Raw genomic sequence first — 22628 nt, 5'->3', positions numbered from 1 at the left:
AAACCACTGCGCCACTGGAACCGGTAGTCAACCGGCTCGATACCCATGGTGCAGCGGGTTCAACGACTTCTCCATCATGTCTCGCGTCTGCCGATCAGTCGGCCGACCGGTAATCCGTTTGCGTCGGTACTAAACCAATTGCGAGTATTAAAAACAAAGGGGTGTTTGCAAATGAGTAGCTCACGGGTCTGGATGCTTAAATGGTCGATGCCAGTCATATACGCCGCCTTTGCGCTGGCGGCTTGTGGCGGAGATGATGCGAAGACATCGAGTAACTCCCCTGATTCCGGTAATGGCACGCCGGCCAACACGGCGCCCGATACGCCGTCGTCACCTTCCACGCCTTCGACACCGGCAATTACCGCTTTCATCTACGAAGGCCTCACGCCCGACACAAGCCGCGCGCAGTTCCTGTCCAGTCTCAACACGCAAGGCGCGCAGGGCTATCGCTATCTGAGCGACTATGCTTTCACTGCGACCGCAACGCTCGATCAGACATCGGCCTTCGTCAAGGATCAAGCGACAACCTATAGCTACGAAGTACAGGACGTCACGTCGGGCAGCGCCGCATTCCTGACGCAAGCGAATAGCGAAGGCGCCAGGGGTTTCCGGTGGGCGGGCGAACTGGCCGTGGGTACCGACATGTTCTTTCTCTACAGGAAAGACAATGGTTCAATCGCTACGTATTCCTATCAGGTCCTGACCCAGCCCGCGAGCAAGGCCGATTTCGTGGCACAGGCCAACGCGCAAGGTGCGCAGGGTTATTACAACGTTGCACCGGCGTTCTTATTGGGCGATGCGAGCACGTCATCGATCTACGAAAAGAGCTCGCAGGGTAATGCGACATACGGCTACGAGATCACGGCCGTGCCGACCGACGATACCTCCTTCATGACGCAACTGAATAGTGAAGGTGCGCGTGGTTATCGTTTCCGCGGAGAGTTCGTGTTCTCCGATGGAACCGGCGCAATCTTCGCGAAGGATCTGTCGCAGTCCGCCACGTTCAACTTCTATGGCCTCGATCCGGCCACCACCAGCGCAACGTTCATTCAGCAGGCGAACGTCGAGGGCGCGAAGGGTAACGGCCTGATCGGTGGGTTCGTGCTGCCCAGCGGCAAGATCCAGACGCTCTACTTCACGCCGGGAAACTGCAAAGGGGCGCTCTGTACGCCTGTATCACTGTTCGGCGTTTGAACCGCGGCATGCATGCAACGGATCGGCCGCGCGCTATGGGCGGCCGATGGCAGGACTTAGACATCACACTCACGGGGATTCTCTTGAACAAGAAAATACTGATACTCGCCGCAATCTCGGCCGTGTTGTTGACCGGTTTGTCGGCCTGCGGCACGACGCAGATGAACATGATCGAAGTTCAGAAAACCACGTCCAGAACTATCGGGCTGGCTTCTTCTGACGAGATAACCGTTTCCAACATCAAATACGGCCAGCGCAACTCACTTGGGGGAACGCCCGTGACCTACGACGCAACCACCACGAAGGGACGTCGATTCGGTTGTTCCGTATTCATGATCCCCGGGCTGACTCCGCTCGACAAGCCGGCTTACAACGATTGGGAATGCCATCCGCGCTAGGCGTCGCCGCAGGCCTGCGAATCGTATCGTTGCCGGGACGCTTCGATCGCGGGCCAGTTCATCCGGATCCACGCGGTGAACCCTTCCAGCGCCGGCAACATGCTGATGCCCATTTCGCTCAGTTCATACTCGACGCGCGGCGGTACTTCCGGGAAGTAGTGCCGCACGAGCAAGCCGTCACGTTCCAGGTTTCTGAGCGTCGCCGTCAGCATGCGCTGGGAGATGCCGTTCACACCGCGCTTGATGCCCGAAAAACGCAACCGGTGATGCGGGGCGAGCGACAACAACGACATGATCAGGATCGTCCACTTGTCCCCGAGACGCGCCAGCACATCGTGCGGCGCACATGGCGTCACAACCGGACCTTCGTGCGTCATGGCAAACGGGCGGCCGAAAATTGTCTGGGACAAGGTTACCTCCATGTAACTAAAGCACACCCCCGTGCCGTCTTGCGGAAAAGATATAGCGGCCTACAATCGCCCCGTCAATAGTTACTTTCGGATACCGCGATGAACAGAACTGATGAACCAATCCTCGTGTTCGGGGCAACCGGGCAACAGGGTGGCTTCGTGGCGAAGGCATTGCGCTCTGACGGATGGAAGGTGCGGGCGCTCGTGCGCAACCCGGCGAGCGACAGTGCAAAGGCGCTTGCGGCGATGGGAGTCGAAACCGTGAAGGGAGATTTCTCCGATCCGCAGTCCATACAGGATGCAATGGCAGGCGTCTATGGCGTGTTCAGCGTGCAGCCGAGTTCCGGTCAAGGCGTTGCGTACGGGGTCACGGATGAAGACGAGATCCGCTACGGCAAGACCGTCGCTGACATCGCTCTAAAAAGCGGCGTCCAGCACTTTGTCTACAGCTCGACCAACGCAGCGGGTCCCACCAAAACCGGGATGGGACATTTCGATAGCAAAAGCGAAATCGAAGCCTACGTCCGCCGCCTTGACATGACCTCGACGATTGTGCGCCCGAGCGCGTTCATGGAAATCCTGATGCTGCCTGGCATGGGACTCGACAAAGGCGAGCTCACCTTCTTCATGCATGCAGACCAGCCGATGCAATTCATTGCCGCCGAAGATATCGGAAAGATCGTGGCTCGGATCTTCTCGGCGCCTGAAGTGTTCTCGTCCCGCACTATCGAAATAGCGGGCGATGCAGTAACTGGTCCGGCCCTGGCCCGCAAATTCAGCCTGATAACCGGGCGTCCCGTGGTCTATCGCCGCTTTCCGGACACCGTGCTCGCCGAAAGCCCGTTCCTCGGGACGTTGGCCAGGCTTGTCGGTGACGGCCGACTGTCCGGTAACGCCGACCTTGCATCTCTGCGCGAGTCGTTCCCCGGTCTGCTGACGTTCGACCGGTGGCTGGAAGGCCGAGGGCGAGATGCGTTGTTCGCGGCGATCAGTGCCAAAAGCGAAGGGGTTGCGCTTCGTTGATGCCCGGCACGTCACTTCACAGGATCATGGCCCCAATTCATCAGCGAATAGCGCCAGTTCGAGTGCTCGACATCGTTAGGACGTCGGGCGAGATGTCGTTTTATGTAGCCGATAACCTTGCGCATGTGCGCATAATCCGCCTCCGACAGGTCGGCCTTCTTCTTGCCGAGAATGGCGATGATGTGCCGGCCTGATTGATGACCGACCGATTCGTTTCCGCCGGATTTCTGGCCGACGTCGCGGGACTCATCGGTTTGCAGCCACTTCTCGATCTGAGCGGGCGTCATGTTGACCAGATCCTTGAACGTCTTGAAGGTTTCGTCGGCGTCGCCGTCGGGCGGTTGTCCATGCTTGTCTGTCTGCGTGCTGGAACGATGTTGATCTGTCATTGAATCCTCCTCCACCGGGGAGCGGTTTGCACCATTGCATGACAGCAAGCAATGCTCCCGGCATGGCATTTCCGGCGCACCGAATATGCAGCGCATGGGAACATGCGTCGTACCAGAAGCGATCGAGGCCAGGACCATCGAGTGGCGCAGGACCGCTGCTTGCTTCAGGTTGCGTCCCGACTATGCGGACGTGATGGGCATGGAATCGACACAGCGAACAAATCAGCAACCGCACAGATTAGTTATCGTAGGCGGAGGCGTTGCCGGGCTCGACATCGCGACCCACCTCGCAGGAAACACAGCAGGCAACGGCTCGTTGCAGATTTCGCTGATAGACAAGGAACCGGCTTACGTCTGGAAGCCGATGCTACACATGATTGCGGCCGGGACCTCCGACGCCGGCGCGCAAGAGACAGCGTTCGCCGCCCAGGCGCGCACTCATGGGTTCACCTATCAGCCCGGGTGTGCAACCAGCGTCGATCGCGCGCGGCGCGAGATCCATATTGGACCGCTCCGCCATGGAGAGATCGAAGTCGTGCCCGCGCGCGTTGTCGCCTATGACACGTTGCTGCTGGCGGTCGGGAGCCGTGCGAACGACTTCGGTACGCCCGGCGTGAAAGACCATTGCTCGACCATCGATTCGCGGTCTGAGGCCATCGCCTTCAATGACGAACTGCGGCTTCGGCTGATCCAGGCGGTCGTGTCGAATACGCTGCTGACCATCGGGATAGTCGGTGGCGGGGCAACCGGCGTAGAACTGGCTGCCGAACTGATCCGGATCGCGGCCGTTGCGGAAGAATACGGCGCACGCGGCGCGTCGAGCCATCTCAAAGTCCTGCTGATCGAATCCGGCCCTCGCCTTCTTGGGCCGTTCCCCCAACGCGTGGCCGACGCAGCCCACCGCAAGCTCTCGGAACTTGGTGTCACGGTGCGCGTGAGCGCACGCGTGGCGTCGGTGGACGAAAACGGCTTCCATCTCGTCGATGGTGAAACGATTCCGGCCGTTCTCAAGGTGTGGGCGGCCGGTGTCAAAGCACCCGATCTCTTGAACAACATGGGCGACGTGAAACGAACCCGCTCGGGGCAACTGGTGGTCGGGCCCACGCTGCGCAGCGTGGACGATCCGCACATCTACGCTGTCGGTGACTGTGCCAGTCCGCAACTGCCTGGCCGTGACAATGCGGTTCCGACAACAGCGCAGGCCGCCCATCAGCAAGCCGTATATATGTGCCGCAATCTTCCAAAACTGATTGCAGGCAGCCAGGCGCCAGCGGCTTCATATCATGACTTCGGGTCTCTCGTTTCCCTTGGAGGTTTCGATGCTTACGGCTCGCTCGGTCGTTTCGGCTTCTTCAAGGGCGGCTTCATTCGGGGGCGCATCGCACAGTTAGGGCACGCAATGCTGTACCGGACGTTCCAGGCGCGGCTTCATGGTCCATGGCACGGCAGTCTTCTTTGGCTCGTCGATATCCTAGCCCGACGAGTGAAACCCAGTGCGCGGCTCTCATGATGTGTGATCTGGCGTCTACCTTTCATCCCAACTGGACCTCGAACACCATTCGTGACTCCACTGCCTCGGACTTAGGTCGAATTACCCAAGGCGTCGCTGTCCCCTGATCACTCGAATACCACCACTTGGCGAATCGCCTTGCCCTCATGCAGCAAGTCGAAGCCACGATTGATCTCGTCGAGCTTGAGGCGGCCGGTAAGCAGCTTGTTCACGGGCAGACGACCTTGCACATAGAGATCGATGTAACGCGGAATGTCGCGCGAAGGCACGCACGTGCCGATATAGCTCCCCTTCAGGGTGCGCTCTTCCGCAACAAGGCTGACTGCGGGAAGCGGCCAGAGTGCGGTTGACGGAGGCAGTCCCGCTGTCACGGTCGAACCGCCGCGTCGTGTAATGCGGTAAGCCAGGTCCAGCGCGTGGATCGAGCCGGCGAACTCAAAAGCGAATTCGACGCCGCCATGACTCAGCGCCCGGATGTGCTCGGATGCATCGGCCCGAGCGGCGTTGACCGTGTGCGTAGCGCCCAAGGCGAGCGCATGTTCCAGCTTGTCATCGGACAGATCGATTGCGATGATCTGCCGGGCCCCCGCCGCCTGCGCGCCAATGAGTGCCGCCAGCCCCACGCCGCCGAGGCCCACCACGGCAACCGATGCACCGGCCCTGACCTGGGCCGTGTTGACCACCGCGCCGACACCCGTGAGCACCGCACACCCGAACAGCGCAGCCTCCTCCAGTGGAACACCGGGATCAATCTTGACGACAGAGCGGCGCGACACGGTCGCATATTCGGCAAACACCGAGCACCCGAGATGATGGTTCAAGGCCTCGCCGCCTCGCGTTAGGCGGCGCGCGCCGGACAGCAAGGTGCCTGCGCCGTTTGCTGCGGCGCCCGGTTCGCATAATGCAGGACGTCCTTCGGCGCAGGGCGCACAGTGGCCACAGCTCGGCACGAACACCACGACGACGTGATCGCCCACCTGGAGATCCGTCACGCCCGCCCCCAGTTCCTCTACGACGCCGGAGGCCTCGTGACCGAGCGCCATCGGCATTGGACGAGGACGGTCGCCGTTGATGACGGAGAGGTCCGAATGGCACAGGCCGGCGGCCGCAATCTTGATCAGGACTTCATCGGCGCCGGGGGGCGCCAGGTCGATCTCTTCAATACGCAAGGGGCGCGAGACGGCGTAAGGCGGCGTTGCGCCCATTGCTTGCAGGACAGCGGCCTTGATCTTCATTGCGCGACCTCCCTGACACGGTTCTTGAGTTCATCCACGAGTACGCGGCTGTTCTCCGAATAGTCGACCGGAACAATGACCAGTTGCACACCGCCTTCGCGGAACGCGTCTTCCAGCGTCGGTGCCAGTGCTTCGGCTGATTCGACGCGCCGTCCTTTTGCGCCGTAGGCATCGGCGTACTTGACGAAGTCGGGGTTGCCGAACGTGAGACCCCAATCCGTGAAGTTGTCTACGGCCTGTTTCCACCGGATCATTCCGTAGGCATCGTCCTGAATGATCAGCACAACCAAGTTGAGCTTCAGCCGCACGGCGGTCTCGAGTTCCTGCGAGTTCATCATGAAACCGCCGTCGCCGCACACCGCCATCACACGCCGCGCCGGGTAAAGCAGCGCGGCCATCATGGCCGACGGCAAACCCGCGCCCATCGTTGCCAACGCGTTGTCGAGCAGCAGCGTGTTGGCGCTGCGGGTCCGGTAGCAGCGCGCAAACCAGATCTTGTACATGCCGTTATCGAGCGCGACGATGCCGTCGGCCGGCATGACTTCGCGTACGTCATGGACGATGCGCTGCGGCGTCAGCGGAAAGCGCGATTCCCCCGCGCGGTCCATCGTCCGCTTCAGGATGCCCTCGCGCAACGGCGCCAGCGCCGCTGCGTTCGGAAGCTTGCCCTGAACGTGATCGGCAAGTCGCGCGAGACTCAGGCCAAGATCACCTACCACTTCCGCATGGGGGAAGAATACTTGTTCGACGTGGGCCGGCGTGTAGCTCACATGAACGACCTTGGGTCCGTCCGGGCCCATGATGAACGGCGGCTTTTCGACCGTGTCATGGCCGATCGCCAGGATCAGGTCAGCACGGTCTATTGCCTCGTGAAGATAGTCGCGTTCGCTGAGCGCCGCGGTTCCCATCCAGAGTTCGCTGGCTTCGTCATGGCCAACTGCGGCCACGGTACCCTTGCCCATCTGGGTGTTGAAAAACGGGATGCCGGTACGTCGAATGAATTCGGTCAACTGGCCCGCGAGCCGGGGACGGTTGCTCGCGGCGCCGAACATGACAAGCGGACGCTCGGCCTTCATCAGCATGGCCGCGGCCCGTTCGATGGCAGCCTCTTGCGCGACCGGAAGCTCGACCGGATGCGGCGGAACAAGCGCCACGTCGTCGCTTACTTCTTGGGCGGCCACGTCTTCGGGCAACTCGAGGTGGACCGGACCGGGCCGCTCTTCCGCGGCGAGGCGGAACGCTTCGCGCACCACGCTCGGGATGCTGCTCCCGCTGACTATTTGCCGCGACGCCTTCGTCAGCGGCTTCATGGTTGCGACTATGTCGACTATCTGAAAGCGCGCCTGGTGCGCTGTCATGATGGCCTTTTGCCCGGTGATAAGCACCATCGGCATGGCGCCGAGATGGGCGTAGGCTGCACCTGTGACCAGATTCAGCGCGCCGGGACCGAGGGTTGCCATGCAGACACCCGGCCTTCCCGTCAGGCGGCCGTGGGTGGCCGCCATGAATGCCGCCGACTGCTCATGGCGGGTGACGATCAACTCGATGTTCGAGCGTCGCAGCGACTCGACGACGTCGAGATTTTCTTCGCCCGGCACCGCGAAAATGCGATCGACGCCCTCGTTCTCCAGCGCCTTGACGAACAGATCTGATGCTTTCATACGTAATCTCCTTGACTCTTTCAATCACGGCTAATCGCCGCGTATTGCAGCGGACTGTCCCTGCCAGCGCATTCAGAATGCCAAAAGATGCGGGATTGCGCATTGAATGTCCCTGACGCTGGAAGCAAGACTCAGCGTAGCGGGCGCCCTACTTCATCTTCGAGTTGGCTCGCCACATGGCTTGCGGCTTGCGCATGCGTTTCGCATACGTGCGATTCCGCATCGACTTCACAAAAAGCGGCGCCCAGTTTCACGCGCATGAATGCACTGGCGGAGAAACGGGTCGCCGAGCTGTAGTACTTGAGCTGCAAACGCCTGACCATTGCGAAGTACGTATCGGCAACCGGATCATCCAGACGGAATCCGTCGTAGTTGACTATCAGTGAAACCTTATGGGCGATTCCATCGCAGAATGCCTCGAGCACGCGCCGCACACTTTCCACGTCGCTGGTCGAGCGGACGCCCATGCCCTCGAAGTTCGCAAAGAGCGTGTTGCGCCCGACGTCATAGCTGAGCCGCTCGCTCATTTGCCGATCGAGGAGCACCGTTGCGAGCCCCATGAGTTGCGGCAGGAAAATACGGGGGTCCATCGAACGCACGTTGCGCACTATAGGCATGAAGTCCATGTGGGCAAGAATGTCGCGCTCCATATCGATGCCGGGTGCAATTTCGGTCAGCTCAAGTCCTTCGGACACGCGCTGGAAGACGCACCGCTCAGTCACATACGTCACAGGCTGGCCGCGTTCGGCCGCGAGAGACCCGTTGAACGTGATCTGCTCGACCGACTCGACGAGTTTCCTCTTCGACCCTTCCGACACGATACGCAGACGTCCATCCTCGACTGCGACTTCGAGTCCGCCGGCCGTGAACGTTCCCGCGAACACCACGCGCCGCGCGTTCTGGCTGATGTTGATGAATCCGCCGGCACCGGCCAGGCGCGGCCCGAAGCGGCTGACGTTGACGTTTCCACACCGGTCGATCTCCGCCATGCCGAGACACGCGAGGTCCAGCCCTCCGCCATCGTAGAAATCGAACTGCTGGTTCTGGTGCAGCAGGGCATCGATATTGATTGCCGCGCCGAAATTCAAGCCGCCCTGGGGCGCGCCGCCGATCACACCGGGTTCAGCGGTCAACGTCAGGTGGCTCAGCAGTTGCTCTTCCGCGGCGACGGCTCCTACGACTTCAGGGACGCCAATACCCAGGTTGATCACGCTACCCAAGGGAAGCTCGAAGGCGCATCGACGCGCGATCACCTTTCGCTCGTCGAGCACCTGGCTTCGCGTCGTGCCCGACGGCACCTTCATTTCGCCGGAAAAAGCGGGGCTATATGCCATACCGTAAGTCTGGGCGTGCGCGCCATTGGATGCGACCACGACACGGTCAACGAAGATACCGGGAACGACGACTGCACGAGGATCGAGCGTCCCGCTCGCAGCGATCCTTTCCACCTGGACGATCACGAGTCCGTTCGAGTTATGGGCGGCCATTGCCGCCTCCATCGCGTCGAGCACGAGCGCCTCGCGCTCCATCGTGACGTTGCCTTCGGGGTCTGCCGTGGTGCCTCGGATCAGGGTCACGTTGATGGGAAAGACCTTGTAGAAAAGCCACGTCTTGCCATCGATTTCGATGGTGCTGACCAGTTCCTCGGTCGTTCTCGCGTTGATCTTTCCGCCACCCTGGCGGGGATCGACGAACGTGCCCAGTCCCACCTGAGTCAGCGTGCCAGCCCGATGAGCGGCGATGTCCCGATACAAATGCGAGATCGTTCCGAGCGGAAGGTTGTATGCCTCGATCGCATCGTCGGTCGCCATCTTCGCGAGCTTCGGCAATAGCGCCCAATGTCCGCCAATGGCGCGTTTTACCAGCCCCGGCAGTGCAACCCGGTTCAGGCCCTGATCCTTGCCGTCCCCCGGCGCGGCGGCAAATACGAGCGTGAGATCGCGTGGCGAACCCGAGCCCGTGAACCGTCTTTCCAGCGCCATGATCAAGTCGTCCGGAGTACCGATTCCGACAAAGCCGGAGCAGCATACAGCGTCCCCATCGCGGATCAACTCGATCGCTTCATCAGCGGTGACAATCTTGTCTTTCATGACGCGGGGCTCGAAGAAGGGGTGGATTTTATGACCGTTGCCGTGATGCTTCCCAGCCTTGGAATTGCGTTATGTCTGTGTCAGGCGCTTTCCTTCGTGCGCGCGGCATTGAACTGCGCGGCGCGGTCACTACTGCTCGCGAACCTTCAAATGGACCAGGCACGGCAAGTGACATCTTGTCAGCGGATTCATGCGAAAAAGGTCCTCGGTCACCTTCGGCCAGCCACGCGGGATCCTGTACTCGAGCACGTTCATGGCAGCGATGGATGACGACCAGTTGCGCAGGCGACCCGCAATCTCGTTACTATCGATACCCCAAGGCATGGGCGGCAGGCGATAGCGCGGCGTCTGCATGAAGCCCCACAGGGTCAACTGGGAAAACCATCGCGGAATGATGTCGAACGCAATTTCAGCACCCGGAAAACGCTCCACGATCTGTATGAACAGACGTCTCACGGTTTCGGGTTCGAGATACATGAAGAGGCCTTGAACGACGATGAAAACATCGGGGCCGGATTCGATCCCGTCGATCCATCCTGGCTCGAACACGCTCGCGGTAATGTGATCGAAGCGCGTGGACGATGGAAGAAAATGCTCGCGCAGTTCGATGGCAGCAGGAAGATCGACCGTCAGCCAGCGCATCCGCCCGTTGTCCACGCGGCGAGCCTGCGTTTCCAGCCCTTCGCCCAAGGATATGATCAAGCCGTCGGGATGACGTTCGAGCCATCGCTTCAGGAGCTGGTCGATCTCTGCCGCACGCGCCGCAAATGCACCGACGGGTTCGCCGAAATGGCCGATGAAATCGTAGTCGATCGCATCGCAGATACGGACGCTGTCAGGGTCGTTAAGAATGCCGTCGTCGCGACGTGCTTCGGACGCCCGATCGTAAAGCGTCCATAGCATCGTTTCAGACACGCCGTGCAATGTAGAAGTGATCTTCGCCGGTGCCTGGGCTTTGTGGCTGCGCGCCGCCCGGTCTTCTTGCCGAAGAGAGGGCGGCGTCAGCACGGCGGCTGTCAAAGCGCACCCAGCCGTTTGGCATTTGCTGTTGCACGGCCGTGAATGGGTGCGAGGCTTTCCTGCACCACGCGCGTCGCGGAACTTGCCAACTGCAAAGGGTTGGCTGGAGAGGCTGCTGCGACCTTTACAAGCGCTGCCTGGCGTTCGAGAAATTGCGCGGCTGACCGGCTCGAAGCCAGGTCCGCGGCGGCGGCCGACGTGGCCCAGATGTGCTTGCTGGTTGCCATCGCCAGTCCCATGCTCAAGCCTATGAACCCCGAACCCATTGCCTGAAGCGATTCGTTCGCCGCATCGCTTTTTTCCCGGCTCATCAGGCTGAATTCGGTCCGGTCGCGCTCGTTGGGCAGCGGCCCGGCCATGACAAGACGAGTGGTGCGGACTTTGACGACTTCCGTCGTCGCAGTGAGCATTTCGCAGGTTTCAGTGAAGAGGCGTAACCAGTTCGCCGAAAGCTCGCCGAGCGCCGGTGAAAGGGTGGAAGAAGTCATGAAGCGCTCCAGAATAAGACGTCCGAGAGGGATACCTGATAATGATCCCAATCAATAAATAAAGGACCGTGTCAGATCGCAAATTTGATATGTCAGAAATGTGCCTGATGGTGCGAAGGGAATTGCCTGGAGCGATGCCGCAGTACTGAAAGGGCTGCTAACCGAAAATAATCCGGTCGTCCGAGGCGTGGGCACGGACTTTCGTTCTTGACTTCTGGTTTCGGCGTCGTTTTTGCCGGATTGGCGGCCAGCCCGGTATCAAAGCGGTCAAAACAGCCAGTTAATCAGCCAAGCTCCTTCACGATCTGTGAGTGCTATCGACGGGCCGACTGCGGGCCGGCCGTCGCCGACGCCAATTGCCGTTGCTCATCTCGTTACGTTGATCCAGCATAGGCCGATACATGCTGCATCGCAACATTTTATTTCGGTGGCGCAGCGTTGGCCCCTTGGCAGTGGCGGGAGCAACTGCGCACACAAGGACCGATTTGCAGCTACGGGCCCTGTTGGTGCATGACTCAGAAGAGATGATGAATCCCGGTAAGCAAGACCGTCTGCCGGCCACCCGACGACGCGCCGATCCCCAACGTATCCGCCACCGCGCCGCCGCCCGCGGTCTCGAACATCAGGTCCGCATAAACCTGCGTCGATTTGGAGAGCGAATAGACGTTGGCGACCGTGAACTGGGTCCAGCGGTGCCCTTCGAGCGTCGCCGTCCAAGCGCCCGCCGATACTTCTTCCGATGGCGTCAGGCGCAGGTTCGCGCCGCCATCGAAAGTACGAAAGTGTTCCGTGCGGGCCGACGTGATACGCAGATCCGTGGCCAGCGCGTGCACCGTCACGCGTTCGAACCGGTACGACCCGCCAATGCCCGCATCGCGGACCTGCCGGGCGTTGAACGTCGCGCCCGCGGCCAGGGCCTGACCTTCGAATGTGCTCAGTCCGAGGCCGCCGGCGAGCGGCAGCAAGCGGTCCCGATATTCCGAATACACTGCGACGAGCTTCACCGGTCCATTCGTGTAATTGCTGCCAAAGCTGATCGTCCGGCCGTTGGTATTGCTGCCCGTTGCGCCAGGAAATCCGTAGAGCGCACCGAACGTCAAGCCGCTGTAGTTCGAACTTTTCCATTTGACCGTGCTCGATAGTTGCACGGGCAACGTGCTGCCGAGACCATCGAGGTTGCCCGGATGAAACGCGGAAAAATCCCCAAGCAACTGTCCTGTGGATACCGAGCCCAGCCAGTCGAAATTCCAGTCGGTCTGCCGCCCCAATGTGACCGTGCCGAACCGGGGATCGGAGAGGCCCACATAGGCCTGCCGGTTGAACAAAGTGCCGGCGCTCGCGGCCGCGCCCGTGGTGGTGACGAATCCGCCTTCGAGTCGGAACAGCGCCGAGCGGCCGCCGCCGAGATCTTCAACGCCTTGAAATCCGAACCGGTCGGCTTGCAATGTGCCCTGCTCGGCGATAAAAGCCCGGGACCCGTGGAGGTTGCTGACATAGCCAAGTCCCGCATCGAAACTTCCGTACAACGTCACGCTGCTTTGCGCATGAACACTTGAAGGCGCAGAGAGCGCGACAGCAGACGCGACCCCGGCCGCGCACACGACGGATGCAATTTTCATTGGAAGAGAGGAAAAGCGTGGAAGGAAAGGAAGGGAAAGGAACGGCGCGGGTTCAGGTTGTCTGAATCTTTTTCCCGGGCCGCGCCCACACAGCAGTAAAGACAAGATTGACGATGATCGCCGCCACCGTCCCTGCCGCCATGCCGTTGCTGAGCACGAGTTGCAGGTTCGCGGGAAAGCGGGCGTAGAGATTGGGGACCAGTATCGGCAGCAGGCCGACGATCAACGCCACGGCGAGCGTGTACTGATTGCTGCGCGCATTCAGGTCGACCTGTCCAAGCATCTTGATGCCCATGACACCGATCATCGCGAAGACGATCAAAGCCGTGCCCCCGACCACTGGCGCGGGGATCGAATAAGCAAGCCGTGCGAGCGGCGCGAACAGTGCGATCACGATCAACATAACGCCGGCGGTAGCCGTGACATAGCGTGAACGCACGCCGGTCGTCTGCACCACGCCAATGTTTTCGGCGCTCGTGATGATGAGCGACGTGCCGAGCAACGCACCGATCAGTGAAGCCACGGCGTCGCCGCGAATGGTGCGGGGAACGTCGCGCGAAGCATCGATGACCCTGCCCGTGATCTCGCCGACTGCGACCGTCTGCGCCGTTGCTTCGGCCATCGATATCACGCTGAAAATCAGCATGGGCAGGGCGGCGATCACATCGAAATGCGGCGTGCCGAACGGGAACAGCACCGGGTGCGTGAAAACGGGACCCTGCATGACAGTGGCGAGCGGCATGTAGCCCAATGCCCAGCTTGCCAACGCGCCGATGACGAGGCCCAGCAGCACCGCAAGCCGCCCCGCCGCTCCTTTCAGGGCACGCGCAATCAGAAGCGTGGAGGCAATGGTCAGGAGCGCAAGTCCGAGCGCCTGCGGCTGCGCGAATGTCGGAGTGCCGGGCTGTCCGACGATCACGCCCGCATAGATCTTGATCAGGCTCACCGACACCAGCAGCAACATGGCGCCGATCACCACGCGAGGAAAAAAGCGCAGGCAACGCGCGAACACCGGCAGGATGATCCAGTAGAACAGGCTCGTGAGGATCACCGACCCGGCGGCGGTCTGCAGGTCGGTCTGCCTCGCGACGAGGGCGAACAGCATCACCGGCGCGCCGCCCGGAACCATCACGAACGGGAGTCGCGCGCCAATGGCCGCCCAGCCGAACGACTGCAGCAACGTGCCGATGCCGCAAGCAAGAAATGTCGCACCGATCAACTGGACCGTGAGTTCAGCGGGCAGCGACAGCATCCTGGCGACGAGGAAAACGGCCGTGATCGGCGATGCCGCCATCGATAAAACATGTTGTAAGCCGAACAGCACGAGTTGCCATGCGGGCAGGCGTGCATCGACGGGATCTCTTGCTGGATCAGGACTCATGGCCCCTCCGGAAGTCAGGCGCGTGGGCATGGTTCAGGCCGGTAGCCAGGGCAATTGCTCGCGGCCGTACCGGAGGGTCTGGAACACGCTGTTCAACTGGCCGGGACCGGTCTTGCGTGCGGCTTCATCGGGGTATTGATCGAACCACGGAATGATGTATTCCCAAACCACTTCGCCTGCGGGCGTGACCTCGAACAGGCGGCCTGTCGCGGACTCCGTCACGTGCGTATTGCCGTTGGGCAGGCGCTGCGCGTTGCCCATGAACGGGCTGTAGAACACGTTCACCACGTCGTCAGCGTAGGACCACACGACCGCGTTGTTCGAGGGATCGATCTCGAGCACGCGCGAGAACGCGACGTGCGCGCCAGTGCGAAAGTTGCCGTTATCGAAGGTGAGGATGTTGCCGTTCGGCAGCGCCACCGGCGCGTGCTGGTGCGACACCACGCTGGGCGGAATATGCATGGCGAGCGCGCCCGTCTGCTTGTCCACTGCGATGATGCCGGAGGTCGTCCGCAAGCTCATGAGCACCTGGCCCTGTGCGTTGACACCGATGCCGTTCACGAGCGGCCAGTGGTATCGGCCGAAGCCCGGGGCGATCGGGAAGTCCTCGGGATTCAAATGTTCCCAGGCTTTCCATTCCCATATGACTTCACCCGCGCGATTCACTTCGCGGATGACGTCGCCATACATGACTTCGTCGGGTCCGTGTGCCGTGCCACCGGGTACTCGCCCAGCGAAGCCGGGTGGAACTGGCGCGCAGGCCGAATACAGGAGGTGGCCATTGGGAAGCCATTGCGCGTCGTGGTGATGCGCGGGATCTTCGTAACGCCAGACCACTTCGCCCTGCGGTGTGACTTCGGAGAAATCGCCGCCGTGCCACATCGACCAGGGCGCATAGCGATCGGGCGAATGTGCATGGCTGCCGTTGTAGCCGAGGTTGCCGTTAGGCAGGATCACAGCGTGACGTCCGGGGCGCACGGGCATCTTCCATTGATGCACGACCTCACCTTGCATATCGATGAGATAGACATGACCCCCGCCCGTTTGCGGCGCGATCAGGGTATAGCCATGCGCCGATAGCGCGGGATCATGGGCGATGAGACCGACGCCGCGGCGTCGCTGGGTAATCTGGTCTACGGACGTTGACACGTTGAACTCCTTTGATGACGGAGCCCAATGTAGGGGATACTGGCCGTCAGGAAAATATGATTATTCTTTACGGCCCGTTCGGAAAAAACATACACCCGATCCATGCGCTCAATATCACAGACATTCCGATGCTTCGACGAAGTCGTCCGCCGCGGTTCCATCCGAAAAGCTGCTCAGGCGCTGCATTTGACGGCGGCCGCCGTGCACCAGCAAATCATGAATCTTGAAGAACAGGTCGGCACGCCGCTGTTCGACCGGCTGCCGCGTGGCATGAAATTGACCACGGCCGGCGAGATCGTGATCGCGGCCGTACGACGCGGGCAACGTGACTTCGACAACGCCATGACGCAGATAGAAGATCTTCGCTCGCTGCGCCGCGGTCATATCAACCTCGCGGTGTCGCCTTCCTCGGCCGAACACATGGTCCCGGAGGCCATCGAGGCGGCCATCAAGAGTTATCCCGGGATCACCTTCAGCGTGCGCTCCGGCAATGGCGAGAGCATCCTGAAGTGGGTCGAGACGGGCGAGGCTGACATTGGCTATGGCCTGCGCCGCAAGCCGCCGCCAGGCGTAGTCGAAGTGCGGGCGTTCGCTCAGCGTCTGGGGCTGGTCGCAGCGCCCGGTCATCCGTTGTGCGAGCTGGACAGGCGGCCTCGGTTGCGCGACTGTCTCGACTATCCCCTGATCCTGATGACACCCGACACGGAATTGCGCGCAATGGTCGATCAGATCGATCATCGGGAGCAGAGAAAGGCGCGCCCGCTCGTCGAGACCAGTTCGGTCTCGATGGTTCGGCGTCTGGTGGCCAATGGCCTGGGTATCGGCTTCCTGATTGCCGAGAACGTGGCGGAAGACGTCGAACAGGGACGACTCGTGTGGACTCCGCTCTCGGATGCGGGAGCCAAGTCGTTCAGTTGCCTTTATCAGCGATCAGACCTGACCACGACGACAGCCATGGGCATGTTCCAGGAGTTTCTGGGGCACGCGATTACTCGCATGGAGGAGCGCTTTGAGTCTCAAGGCGTCTCCGCAAAATCACAACGATGATCTGCACCACCAGAACGAGGCCACACACAATCTCGCCATGGAGTGGGAGCTTATATGCACAGGCGAAAACAAGCAGCCCCGTTCACGCGATAAGGTTCGGTCAATTTCTTGTTAGATCAAGGCGCGCGATCGCGCCGCGCTCGAAGCACTGATCCCGGACTCGGCTCGTGCGGCTCCACGTTCGGCGCGAGCGTCGGCGAGTCACGTCGCTGTGAATCAGGGTTAGCGAAGGCATGGCGTTCTGCATGCCATGTCATTTGCAATGCAGGAATGCTTCGAACCAAAGCGTTGTCGATTGCATATAGTCGAGAGCCTTACATAACATCCGTCAGATAACGGGCTCCCGATGAAACCCCCTTTCTCCTCGCTTCGGTCGATATTCGCCGGCGTTGCGCTCTTCTCCATTGCCCTCGGCGCCGCGCATAGCCGAACCACGCGAGGTCGTGATCGGTTACCAGGACATGGTCGTGCCCTGGCGATATGCGCAAGTGAGCGGCGCGGTTGAAAAGGCGACCGGATACAAGGTCAGCTATCGCAAACTGGGCAGCGGCGCGGACGTGATCCGCGCGCTTGCGTCCGGCTCAATCCAGCTTGGTGAAGCCGGTTCGAGCCCGATTGCGGCGGGTTTGTCGCAGGGCGTGGACATTTCCCTCTTCTGGATCCTCGACAATATCAACGACGCGGAAGCACTCGTTGCGCGCAACGGTTCGGGCGTCACCAAGCTCACTGACCTGAAGGGCAAGAAGATCGGCCTGCCTTTCGTGTCGACCTCGCACTTCCATGCGCTGGTCGCGCTGCAGCACGCCGGCGTCGATCCGTCCACGGTGAAGATCGTCAACCTGCGTCCGCCGGAAGTAGCGGCGGCATGGGAGCGCGGCGATATCGACGCGACTTACATCTGGGATCCGGTTCTCGCGAAGGTCAAGAAGAATGGGCAGGTGCTGATCACATCGGGACAAGTGGCGAAGGAAACCGGCAAGGCTACCTTCGATGGCTTCGCCGTCAGCCGCAAGTTCGCGCAGGATAACGGGCCGTTCCTCACGAGCCTCGTCAAGGTGCTTGCCACGACCGACGCGCAATATCGTGATCATCCGTCTGCATGGACGCCGGACTCGAAGGAAGTCGAAGGCGTGGCGAAGGAATCGGGCGCCAATGCAGCCGATGTCCCCGCCAGCCTCGCGCTCTATGCATTCCCGACACCCACAGAGCAGGCGTCGCCGACGTGGCTTGGCGGCGGCGCACAAGGCGGTGCTGCGAAGTCGCTCGCGGCGACGGCCGAGTTCCTCAAGACGCAAGGCACGATCCAGAACGTGCTGCCCGACTACTCAAAGGGCGTAGATCCGCGCTTCGTGCAGCAAGCGGCAAAATGAGCACGCTCGATATCCGTGGCCTCGGCGTGACCTATGAAGGCGCAGCCTCGCCTGCCCTTGAGGGCGTCGACCTGCAGATCGAGAGCGGCGAATTTGTCGTCGCGCTCGGCGCCTCGGGATGCGGCAAGACGACCTTGCTCAACTGCCTCGCCGGGTTCATCGATCCGACCACAGGCGAAGCGCGCCTGAATGACGAGCCAATCGACGGACCGGGCGCCGAACGCGGTGTGGTGTTTCAAAAGTACGCGCTCATGCCCTGGCTCAATGTGATCGATAACGTCGCGCTCGGGCTGCGTTTTCAGGGTGTCGGGCGCACACGCCGGCGCGAGATCGCGCGAGAAACGCTGGCGCTCGTCGGGCTTGAAAAACATGCAGACGCGCGCGTCTATGCGCTTTCGGGCGGGATGCAGCAGCGGGTGGGCATAGCTCGCGCGCTCGCAAGTGACCCGCAGGTGCTGCTGATGGACGAACCCATGGGCGCGCTCGATGCACTCACGCGTGAAACCATGCAGGAACTCGTGCTCGATGTCTGGGGCCGCACGCGCAAGACCATTTTCTTCATCACTCACAGCGTGGAAGAAGCATTGTTTCTTGCCACGCGGCTCGTACTCATGACGCCCGGTCCCGGCCGGATCGCCGAGAGTCACGATGTACCGTTCGCCCGCCAGTTCCTGGCTTCCCGCGATGCACGCGCGGTCAAGTCGTCGCTGGCGTTCATCGAGTGGCGTGAGCGGCTGGTAAGACGGCTGCACGCGGAGCCGCACTCAACGACGAGCGAGGCGCGGTCATGAGCTCTGTCGATTCGTTACCCACGGCAGCGGACACTACCCCGGCTACGCGAGCCCGCCGCCGTCGCAAACCGCGGCGCGGATTGCCGGGCGAAGGACCGACCGCGGCGTTGAGTGTTGTCTCTGTCGCCGCCATTGCCGCGTTGTGGTGGGCGGCGACATCGTTTCATTGGGTTGCGCCGCTTTTCCTGCCTTCGCCGCAAGCGGTATGGGCCGCGTTTATCGATGCCTGGAACGGACGCATCCAGGGCGGCCTGCCGCTGTCCCAGCATCTGATGTGGAGCGCCATCCGCGTGTTCGGTGCGTTTGCGCTGGCCGCTGTCACGGCCGTGCCCGTCGGCATCCTGATGGGAGTAAGCCGCGTCGCGCGGGGGTTGCTCGATCCGCTGCTCGAGTTCTACAGGCCCTTGCCGCCGCTCGCGTATTTGCCGCTGGTCGTGATCTGGTTCGGTATCGATGAAACCGCGAAGCTGATCGTGATCTATCTCGCCTGTTTTGCGCCGGTTGCAATGGCCGCGCGCGCCGGCGCACGCAGCGCGAGCGCCGAGCAGATCAACGCGGCCTACTCGCTTGGCGGCAGTTTTGTCCAGGTGGTGCGTCACGTTGTCTTGCCCGCGGCGCTGCCCGAGATCCTGACCGGGCTGAGGATCGCCATTGGCTTCGGCTGGACCACGCTTGTCGCCGCCGAGATGGTTGCAGCGACAGCAGGACTCGGACAGATGGTGCTCAACGCATCGAGTTTCCTGCGCACCGACGTGGTGGTCATGGGCATCGTGCTGATTGGCCTGATTGCGTGGACGTTCGATCTCGGCATGCGGGCTCTCGAACGACGGCTCGTGCCCTGGCGCGGCAAGTCGTGAGTGCTTCGCGCTTCTTCTTTTAAGGAACGCTAACCGCGTGCGCCCCGCCGGTCCCGAAGTATCAGCGCGCCATAAACGATTCCGGCCGCGAGACTCGTGCAACCGCCGAAACTGACGAGTCCCATCGCCCACCCTTCGTCGCCGACTACGAAACTGAGCGCCAGCAAAATCCCGCACCAACCTGCGATCCGGAACCTGCGCGACTGACCTTCGCGCAATTTCCGTCCGAATACCGTGTCCTGATGCCGCTCCATGGCAAGGGCGAGAAACGCAAAGGACAGTACGCAAATGATCAAAGCCAATCCATGCATCACGTGCTCTCCTCTTCTGCTTCCCGCACCGCAACCCGGCGTCCGGCCGCGCTTCTTGCCACAGCCTTCACACGTGGCCGATGACGCCCCGTGCGGACCGCCAGCGCCGCATGCAGCGCCGCGAAAGCCCACATCATCAGATCGAAGCCCACGAACACCCAGTCACCTTGCGCGATGGAACGCCACAACGGCCGTTGCGTGGTGAGCGCATTGAGCAAGGGCAAGAACGCCAGCAAGCCGGCCGCGAACCACAGCAATTCAATCCAGGCGCGCTTTGCAGGCCGTGCAAGCGTGTACAGCAAGGTTGCCGCCCATATCGTGAAGAACAGGTTGATCTCTGCTTTCGGGCGCTCGGGCATTGCCACGGGCAGCAGCCGGTTGGCCCACAGGAACCCCGTCATCGCGATGGAAAGCCCCGCGATGCTCGCAATATTCAAACGCTCGACGAGCCAGAAGCCGAAATAAGGCCGCGCAGGATCGGGCAGCTTTTGACGCCGTTTGACCGTCCACATGACGAGGCCGGTGCCTACCATCGCCGTGCCGGCAAGACTCACGATGAAATACAGCCAGCGCAACTGCAAGCCGCTGAACCGGCCGAGGTGCAACGCATACAGCACCCCGCGCGTTTCCGCCGCCGCGCCGACGCCGCCTTTCACTTCGATCAGCTTGCCGGTCGCGCCGTCGAACAACAGATATTGCGGGCTCATGGAAACACGTGCTGCGTCCCCGCGCGAAACGGCAACGCGCGCCGCGCTATCGCCGGGATGGGTGATCGTCACGCGCCCGGCATTGCCGCGTCCCCAGCGGGCCTCGGCTTCACGCACCATCGGGCCGACTGGCGCAAGCGGCGCTTTCTGCCCGCTCGGCTTGCCCGGCTGGATGAAGGCGCTCAACTGCGTTGTCATCTGCTGGCTCTCTGCCGGCGTCCTGAACGCGGCCTGGGACCCGAACGGCATGTACATCGCCATCAGGGTGACGAGGCCGGTGTAAGTGATCATCAGGTGGAACGGCAGCCCGAAGACCGACAGCGCGTTATGCGCATCGAGCCATGAACGTTGGCCCTTGCCCCATCGGAACGTAAAGAAGTCGACAAAGATCTTCTTGTGCGTGATCACGCCGCTAATGATGGCGACCAGCATGAACATCGCGCAGAAGCCCGCGATCCACCGTCCCCATGACGCAGGCATGTAGTAGAACTGGAAGTGGAACCGATAAAAAAAATCGCCGCCAAGCGTGTCGCGTGCCGTCACTTTCTGGCCGGTGTCGACGTCGAAGCTCGCTTCCTGGAACGCACGTTTTCCGGTCGCAATACCCGGCGTGCGCCAGAACGAACCGATCACGCTGCTTCGTTCATTGGGCAGATCGAAACTCCACTGCGCGCTGCCTGCGGCCAGCGTACCGAGCGTCGTGGCTACGCGCTCGGCCGTCAGCGCGGCGTCGGGCGGCGCTGTCCGGTGCGCAACTTCAGGCCGCATCCATTGCGTTATTTCTTCCTTGAAGTAGCTGACCGTGCCGGTAAGGAACATTGCGTAGAGAATCCATCCGACAAGCAAGCCCGCCCATGTATGCAGGTCGGACATGCTCTGGCGGATGCCGCGGGCCTGCGGCTTCGGGGTGGAAGATGCCTTCATCAGACATGCCCTCCCGACCACACGGTCCAGGCTGCACACAACAACGGCAGCGCCGCGACCAGACATCCGGTCCACGCACGCAAGGCGCTGCGCACCGCAAACACCCAGATCACAGCGCAGACATACACGATAAAGCTGGCAAGCATGCCCGTCAGGACCGCTTGCGGTTTGCTGATCGGCAATGCAAGGGTCGCCACGCTTGTCAGTGCAGCGAGCGCGTAGCCGCCGAAGATGGCGCATACGATGCGCGATACCAGCGGCCCCACGCGGGCGAATCGAGTGATGACGATGTTCATTTGCTTGCAGTGTCTTGCGTTGTCATGCTGGAGCCATTGAAAGTCGATCTGCGCCGACAACAGCAACGTGCGCGGCGCGGCGCGGCCACCTTTGCATACGCGCCGCTCACGAGCCAATAGTTATCGTTGAACACGTTCTCGACGTTGGCACGCTAGACCACGGACTTCCCCGCAATCCGCGTCCGATAACGCGCGCCGACATCCGTGCGTGTCCAGCCGGATACCTCGATGCGGTTGGCCGCATCGAATTACGGCGAAGAGGTGGTGATGACCCGCCCGTTCAGGCTCAGGCCCGGTACCCACGGCAGGTCCCAGCCAACGCCGAAGTTGATCGCGCGTTTCGGCACGCCGTCCGCGTCGTTAAACGTCAAGCTTGCCGTCAGGCGCAGGCCGCTCAGCACGTCGCCGTAGGTCGTGAGTTCCAGGCTGCAGTTGCGCTGTTTGCCGTCGAAGCTGCAGACGGTGGTCACCGGGTCCGTGACCGCACTCGGGCGCGCCAGCCAGCCCTAGCTCAAATGCAAATGATTATTATTAACAAATATCACGGGTAAGTGTCAAGTTTGTTGTCTGCTTGTGATCGGCCACCGGAATCATCTTAGGATCCGCCAAGCACCAGCCTCCCAAATGATTACTTGAATCTTACGTTTGCTTTTATATTTTCAATTCTTGCAAAGGTGTTTATCGGGCGGCTTCGGCGCGCCTTTCAAAGTGGCCAGTCATAATCCCACCCCTTGAAGACCGCTCGCCATTCTGGATAC

The 22628-nt window shown here is 61.3% G+C and carries 21 protein-coding genes and 1 pseudogene; 8 read left to right on the top strand and 14 right to left on the bottom strand.

Annotation, left to right across the window (positions count from 1 at the left end; all coding sequences use genetic code 11):
• Positions 1-171 precede the first annotated feature (171 nt).
• Positions 172-1194 carry a hypothetical protein gene (locus AX768_RS18615; protein ID WP_155524282.1) on the top strand — a complete coding sequence of 341 codons (1023 nt, stop codon included), beginning with the start codon at positions 172-174 and terminating at the stop codon, positions 1192-1194.
• 83 nt (positions 1195-1277) lie between these two features.
• Positions 1278-1592 carry a hypothetical protein gene (locus AX768_RS18610; protein WP_231941522.1) on the top strand — a complete coding sequence of 105 codons (315 nt, stop codon included), beginning with the start codon at positions 1278-1280 and terminating at the stop codon, positions 1590-1592.
• On the opposite strand, the gene AX768_RS18605 is transcribed toward AX768_RS18610, so the two are convergent.
• Positions 1589-2002: a winged helix-turn-helix transcriptional regulator gene (locus AX768_RS18605; RefSeq protein WP_062002322.1), complete on the bottom strand. Its 414-nt coding sequence runs from the start codon at positions 2000-2002 to the stop codon at positions 1589-1591. The genes AX768_RS18610 and AX768_RS18605 overlap by 4 nt on opposite strands.
• A 99-nt stretch (positions 2003-2101) precedes the next feature.
• Here AX768_RS18605 and AX768_RS18600 point away from each other — a divergent pair, with 99 nt between their 5' ends.
• Positions 2102-3025 carry an NmrA/HSCARG family protein gene (locus AX768_RS18600; RefSeq protein ID WP_062001575.1) on the top strand — a complete coding sequence of 308 codons (924 nt, stop codon included), beginning with the start codon at positions 2102-2104 and terminating at the stop codon, positions 3023-3025.
• An 11-nt stretch (positions 3026-3036) separates the two neighbouring features.
• Here AX768_RS18600 and AX768_RS18595 read toward each other — a convergent pair whose 3' ends face one another.
• Entirely contained in the window at positions 3037-3414 is a 378-nt protein-coding gene (locus AX768_RS18595; RefSeq protein WP_062001574.1) for a DUF3140 domain-containing protein, read from the bottom strand.
• A gap of 94 nt (positions 3415-3508) precedes the next feature.
• Here AX768_RS18595 and AX768_RS18590 point away from each other — a divergent pair, with 94 nt between their 5' ends.
• Positions 3509-4924, top strand: coding sequence for an NAD(P)/FAD-dependent oxidoreductase (locus AX768_RS18590; protein WP_231941521.1), 1416 nt, complete (start codon positions 3509-3511; stop codon positions 4922-4924).
• A gap of 107 nt (positions 4925-5031) precedes the next feature.
• On the opposite strand, the gene AX768_RS18585 is transcribed toward AX768_RS18590, so the two are convergent.
• The 8 genes from AX768_RS18585 to AX768_RS18550 form a co-directional block, all read right to left on the bottom strand.
• Positions 5032-6159: a zinc-dependent alcohol dehydrogenase family protein gene (locus AX768_RS18585; RefSeq protein ID WP_062001573.1), complete on the bottom strand. Its 1128-nt coding sequence runs from the start codon at positions 6157-6159 to the stop codon at positions 5032-5034.
• Positions 6156-7820 carry an acetolactate synthase large subunit gene (locus AX768_RS18580; RefSeq protein ID WP_062001572.1) on the bottom strand — a complete coding sequence of 555 codons (1665 nt, stop codon included), beginning with the start codon at positions 7818-7820 and terminating at the stop codon, positions 6156-6158. Before AX768_RS18580 ends, AX768_RS18585 begins: the two co-directional genes overlap by 4 nt.
• A gap of 131 nt (positions 7821-7951) precedes the next feature.
• The gene (locus AX768_RS18575; RefSeq protein WP_062001571.1) at positions 7952-9910 is read right to left on the bottom strand and encodes an acyl CoA:acetate/3-ketoacid CoA transferase; all 1959 of its coding nucleotides are present in this window, start codon (positions 9908-9910) and stop codon (positions 7952-7954) included.
• Between the two features lie 129 nt (positions 9911-10039).
• Positions 10040-10813 carry a class I SAM-dependent methyltransferase gene (locus AX768_RS18570; RefSeq protein ID WP_231941520.1) on the bottom strand — a complete coding sequence of 258 codons (774 nt, stop codon included), beginning with the start codon at positions 10811-10813 and terminating at the stop codon, positions 10040-10042.
• Between the two features lie 113 nt (positions 10814-10926).
• Complete coding sequence (locus AX768_RS18565) at positions 10927-11418, bottom strand: polyhydroxyalkanoate granule-associated phasin (RefSeq protein ID WP_231941519.1); 492 nt, start codon at positions 11416-11418, stop codon at positions 10927-10929.
• 515 nt (positions 11419-11933) lie between these two features.
• On the bottom strand, positions 11934-13037 hold the full coding sequence (locus AX768_RS18560; protein WP_062001570.1) for a porin: 1104 nt from the start codon (positions 13035-13037) through the stop codon (positions 11934-11936).
• Positions 13038-13089: 52 nt separating this feature from the next.
• Positions 13090-14418 (bottom strand): uracil-xanthine permease family protein, encoded by a 1329-nt coding sequence (locus AX768_RS18555; protein ID WP_062002318.1) that lies wholly within the window; start codon positions 14416-14418, stop codon positions 13090-13092.
• Positions 14419-14451: 33 nt separating this feature from the next.
• The gene (locus tag AX768_RS18550) at positions 14452-15567 is read right to left on the bottom strand and encodes an aryl-sulfate sulfotransferase (RefSeq protein WP_062001569.1); all 1116 of its coding nucleotides are present in this window, start codon (positions 15565-15567) and stop codon (positions 14452-14454) included.
• A gap of 102 nt (positions 15568-15669) precedes the next feature.
• Here AX768_RS18550 and AX768_RS18545 point away from each other — a divergent pair, with 102 nt between their 5' ends.
• From AX768_RS18545 to AX768_RS18530, 4 genes and pseudogenes are all read left to right on the top strand, one after another.
• A complete protein-coding gene (locus AX768_RS18545; RefSeq protein ID WP_062001568.1) occupies positions 15670-16614 on the top strand; it encodes a LysR family transcriptional regulator in 945 nt (314 codons plus the stop codon).
• Between the two features lie 346 nt (positions 16615-16960).
• Positions 16961-17984, top strand: a pseudogene (gene tauA, locus AX768_RS18540) (taurine ABC transporter substrate-binding protein).
• The gene (locus AX768_RS18535) at positions 17981-18775 is read left to right on the top strand and encodes a taurine ABC transporter ATP-binding protein (protein WP_062001566.1); all 795 of its coding nucleotides are present in this window, start codon (positions 17981-17983) and stop codon (positions 18773-18775) included. Before tauA ends, AX768_RS18535 begins: the two are co-directional and overlap by 4 nt.
• Positions 18772-19632: an ABC transporter permease subunit gene (locus AX768_RS18530; protein ID WP_062001565.1), complete on the top strand. Its 861-nt coding sequence runs from the start codon at positions 18772-18774 to the stop codon at positions 19630-19632. The genes AX768_RS18535 and AX768_RS18530 overlap by 4 nt, the downstream gene beginning before the upstream one ends.
• A gap of 29 nt (positions 19633-19661) precedes the next feature.
• On the opposite strand, the gene AX768_RS18525 is transcribed toward AX768_RS18530, so the two are convergent.
• The 4 genes from AX768_RS18525 to AX768_RS18510 all read right to left on the bottom strand — a co-directional run bounded on the left by AX768_RS18525 (position 19662) and on the right by AX768_RS18510 (position 22340).
• The gene (locus tag AX768_RS18525) at positions 19662-19943 is read right to left on the bottom strand and encodes a DUF3325 domain-containing protein (RefSeq protein ID WP_062001564.1); all 282 of its coding nucleotides are present in this window, start codon (positions 19941-19943) and stop codon (positions 19662-19664) included.
• On the bottom strand, positions 19943-21574 hold the full coding sequence (locus AX768_RS18520) for a PepSY-associated TM helix domain-containing protein (RefSeq protein WP_062001563.1): 1632 nt from the start codon (positions 21572-21574) through the stop codon (positions 19943-19945). The genes AX768_RS18525 and AX768_RS18520 overlap by 1 nt, the downstream gene beginning before the upstream one ends.
• A complete protein-coding gene (locus tag AX768_RS18515; protein WP_062002317.1) occupies positions 21574-21870 on the bottom strand; it encodes a DUF3649 domain-containing protein in 297 nt (98 codons plus the stop codon). Before AX768_RS18515 ends, AX768_RS18520 begins: the two co-directional genes overlap by 1 nt.
• 248 nt (positions 21871-22118) lie before the next feature.
• A complete protein-coding gene (locus tag AX768_RS18510; RefSeq protein WP_062001562.1) occupies positions 22119-22340 on the bottom strand; it encodes a hypothetical protein in 222 nt (73 codons plus the stop codon).
• Positions 22341-22628 lie beyond the last annotated feature (288 nt).

The sequence above is a fragment of the Burkholderia sp. PAMC 28687 genome, assembly GCF_001577465.1.
In the GTDB taxonomy this organism is placed as follows: domain Bacteria; phylum Pseudomonadota; class Gammaproteobacteria; order Burkholderiales; family Burkholderiaceae; genus Caballeronia.
This window is presented reverse-complemented; position numbering and strand designations above follow the sequence as displayed.

What these genes read in the sequence shown, in the direction of transcription:
- AX768_RS18545 (WP_062001568.1), top strand. Translation starts at nt 15,670, where the DNA reads ATGCGCTCAATATCACAGACATTCCGATGCTTCGACGAAGTCGTCCGC.
- AX768_RS18560 (WP_062001570.1), bottom strand. Translation starts at nt 13,037, where the DNA reads ATGAAAATTGCATCCGTCGTGTGCGCGGCCGGGGTCGCGTCTGCTGTC.
- AX768_RS18535 (WP_062001566.1), top strand. Translation starts at nt 17,981, where the DNA reads ATGAGCACGCTCGATATCCGTGGCCTCGGCGTGACCTATGAAGGCGCA.
- AX768_RS18555 (WP_062002318.1), bottom strand. Translation starts at nt 14,418, where the DNA reads ATGAGTCCTGATCCAGCAAGAGATCCCGTCGATGCACGCCTGCCCGCA.
- AX768_RS18575 (WP_062001571.1), bottom strand. Translation starts at nt 9,910, where the DNA reads ATGAAAGACAAGATTGTCACCGCTGATGAAGCGATCGAGTTGATCCGC.
- AX768_RS18590 (WP_231941521.1), top strand. Translation starts at nt 3,509, where the DNA reads ATGGGAACATGCGTCGTACCAGAAGCGATCGAGGCCAGGACCATCGAG.
- AX768_RS18585 (WP_062001573.1), bottom strand. Translation starts at nt 6,159, where the DNA reads ATGAAGATCAAGGCCGCTGTCCTGCAAGCAATGGGCGCAACGCCGCCT.
- AX768_RS18520 (WP_062001563.1), bottom strand. Translation starts at nt 21,574, where the DNA reads ATGAAGGCATCTTCCACCCCGAAGCCGCAGGCCCGCGGCATCCGCCAG.
- AX768_RS18615 (WP_155524282.1), top strand. Translation starts at nt 172, where the DNA reads ATGAGTAGCTCACGGGTCTGGATGCTTAAATGGTCGATGCCAGTCATA.
- AX768_RS18570 (WP_231941520.1), bottom strand. Translation starts at nt 10,813, where the DNA reads ATGCTATGGACGCTTTACGATCGGGCGTCCGAAGCACGTCGCGACGAC.
- AX768_RS18580 (WP_062001572.1), bottom strand. Translation starts at nt 7,820, where the DNA reads ATGAAAGCATCAGATCTGTTCGTCAAGGCGCTGGAGAACGAGGGCGTC.
- AX768_RS18515 (WP_062002317.1), bottom strand. Translation starts at nt 21,870, where the DNA reads ATGAACATCGTCATCACTCGATTCGCCCGCGTGGGGCCGCTGGTATCG.
- AX768_RS18600 (WP_062001575.1), top strand. Translation starts at nt 2,102, where the DNA reads ATGAACAGAACTGATGAACCAATCCTCGTGTTCGGGGCAACCGGGCAA.
- AX768_RS18595 (WP_062001574.1), bottom strand. Translation starts at nt 3,414, where the DNA reads ATGACAGATCAACATCGTTCCAGCACGCAGACAGACAAGCATGGACAA.
- AX768_RS18565 (WP_231941519.1), bottom strand. Translation starts at nt 11,418, where the DNA reads ATGACTTCTTCCACCCTTTCACCGGCGCTCGGCGAGCTTTCGGCGAAC.
- AX768_RS18525 (WP_062001564.1), bottom strand. Translation starts at nt 19,943, where the DNA reads ATGCATGGATTGGCTTTGATCATTTGCGTACTGTCCTTTGCGTTTCTC.
- AX768_RS18530 (WP_062001565.1), top strand. Translation starts at nt 18,772, where the DNA reads ATGAGCTCTGTCGATTCGTTACCCACGGCAGCGGACACTACCCCGGCT.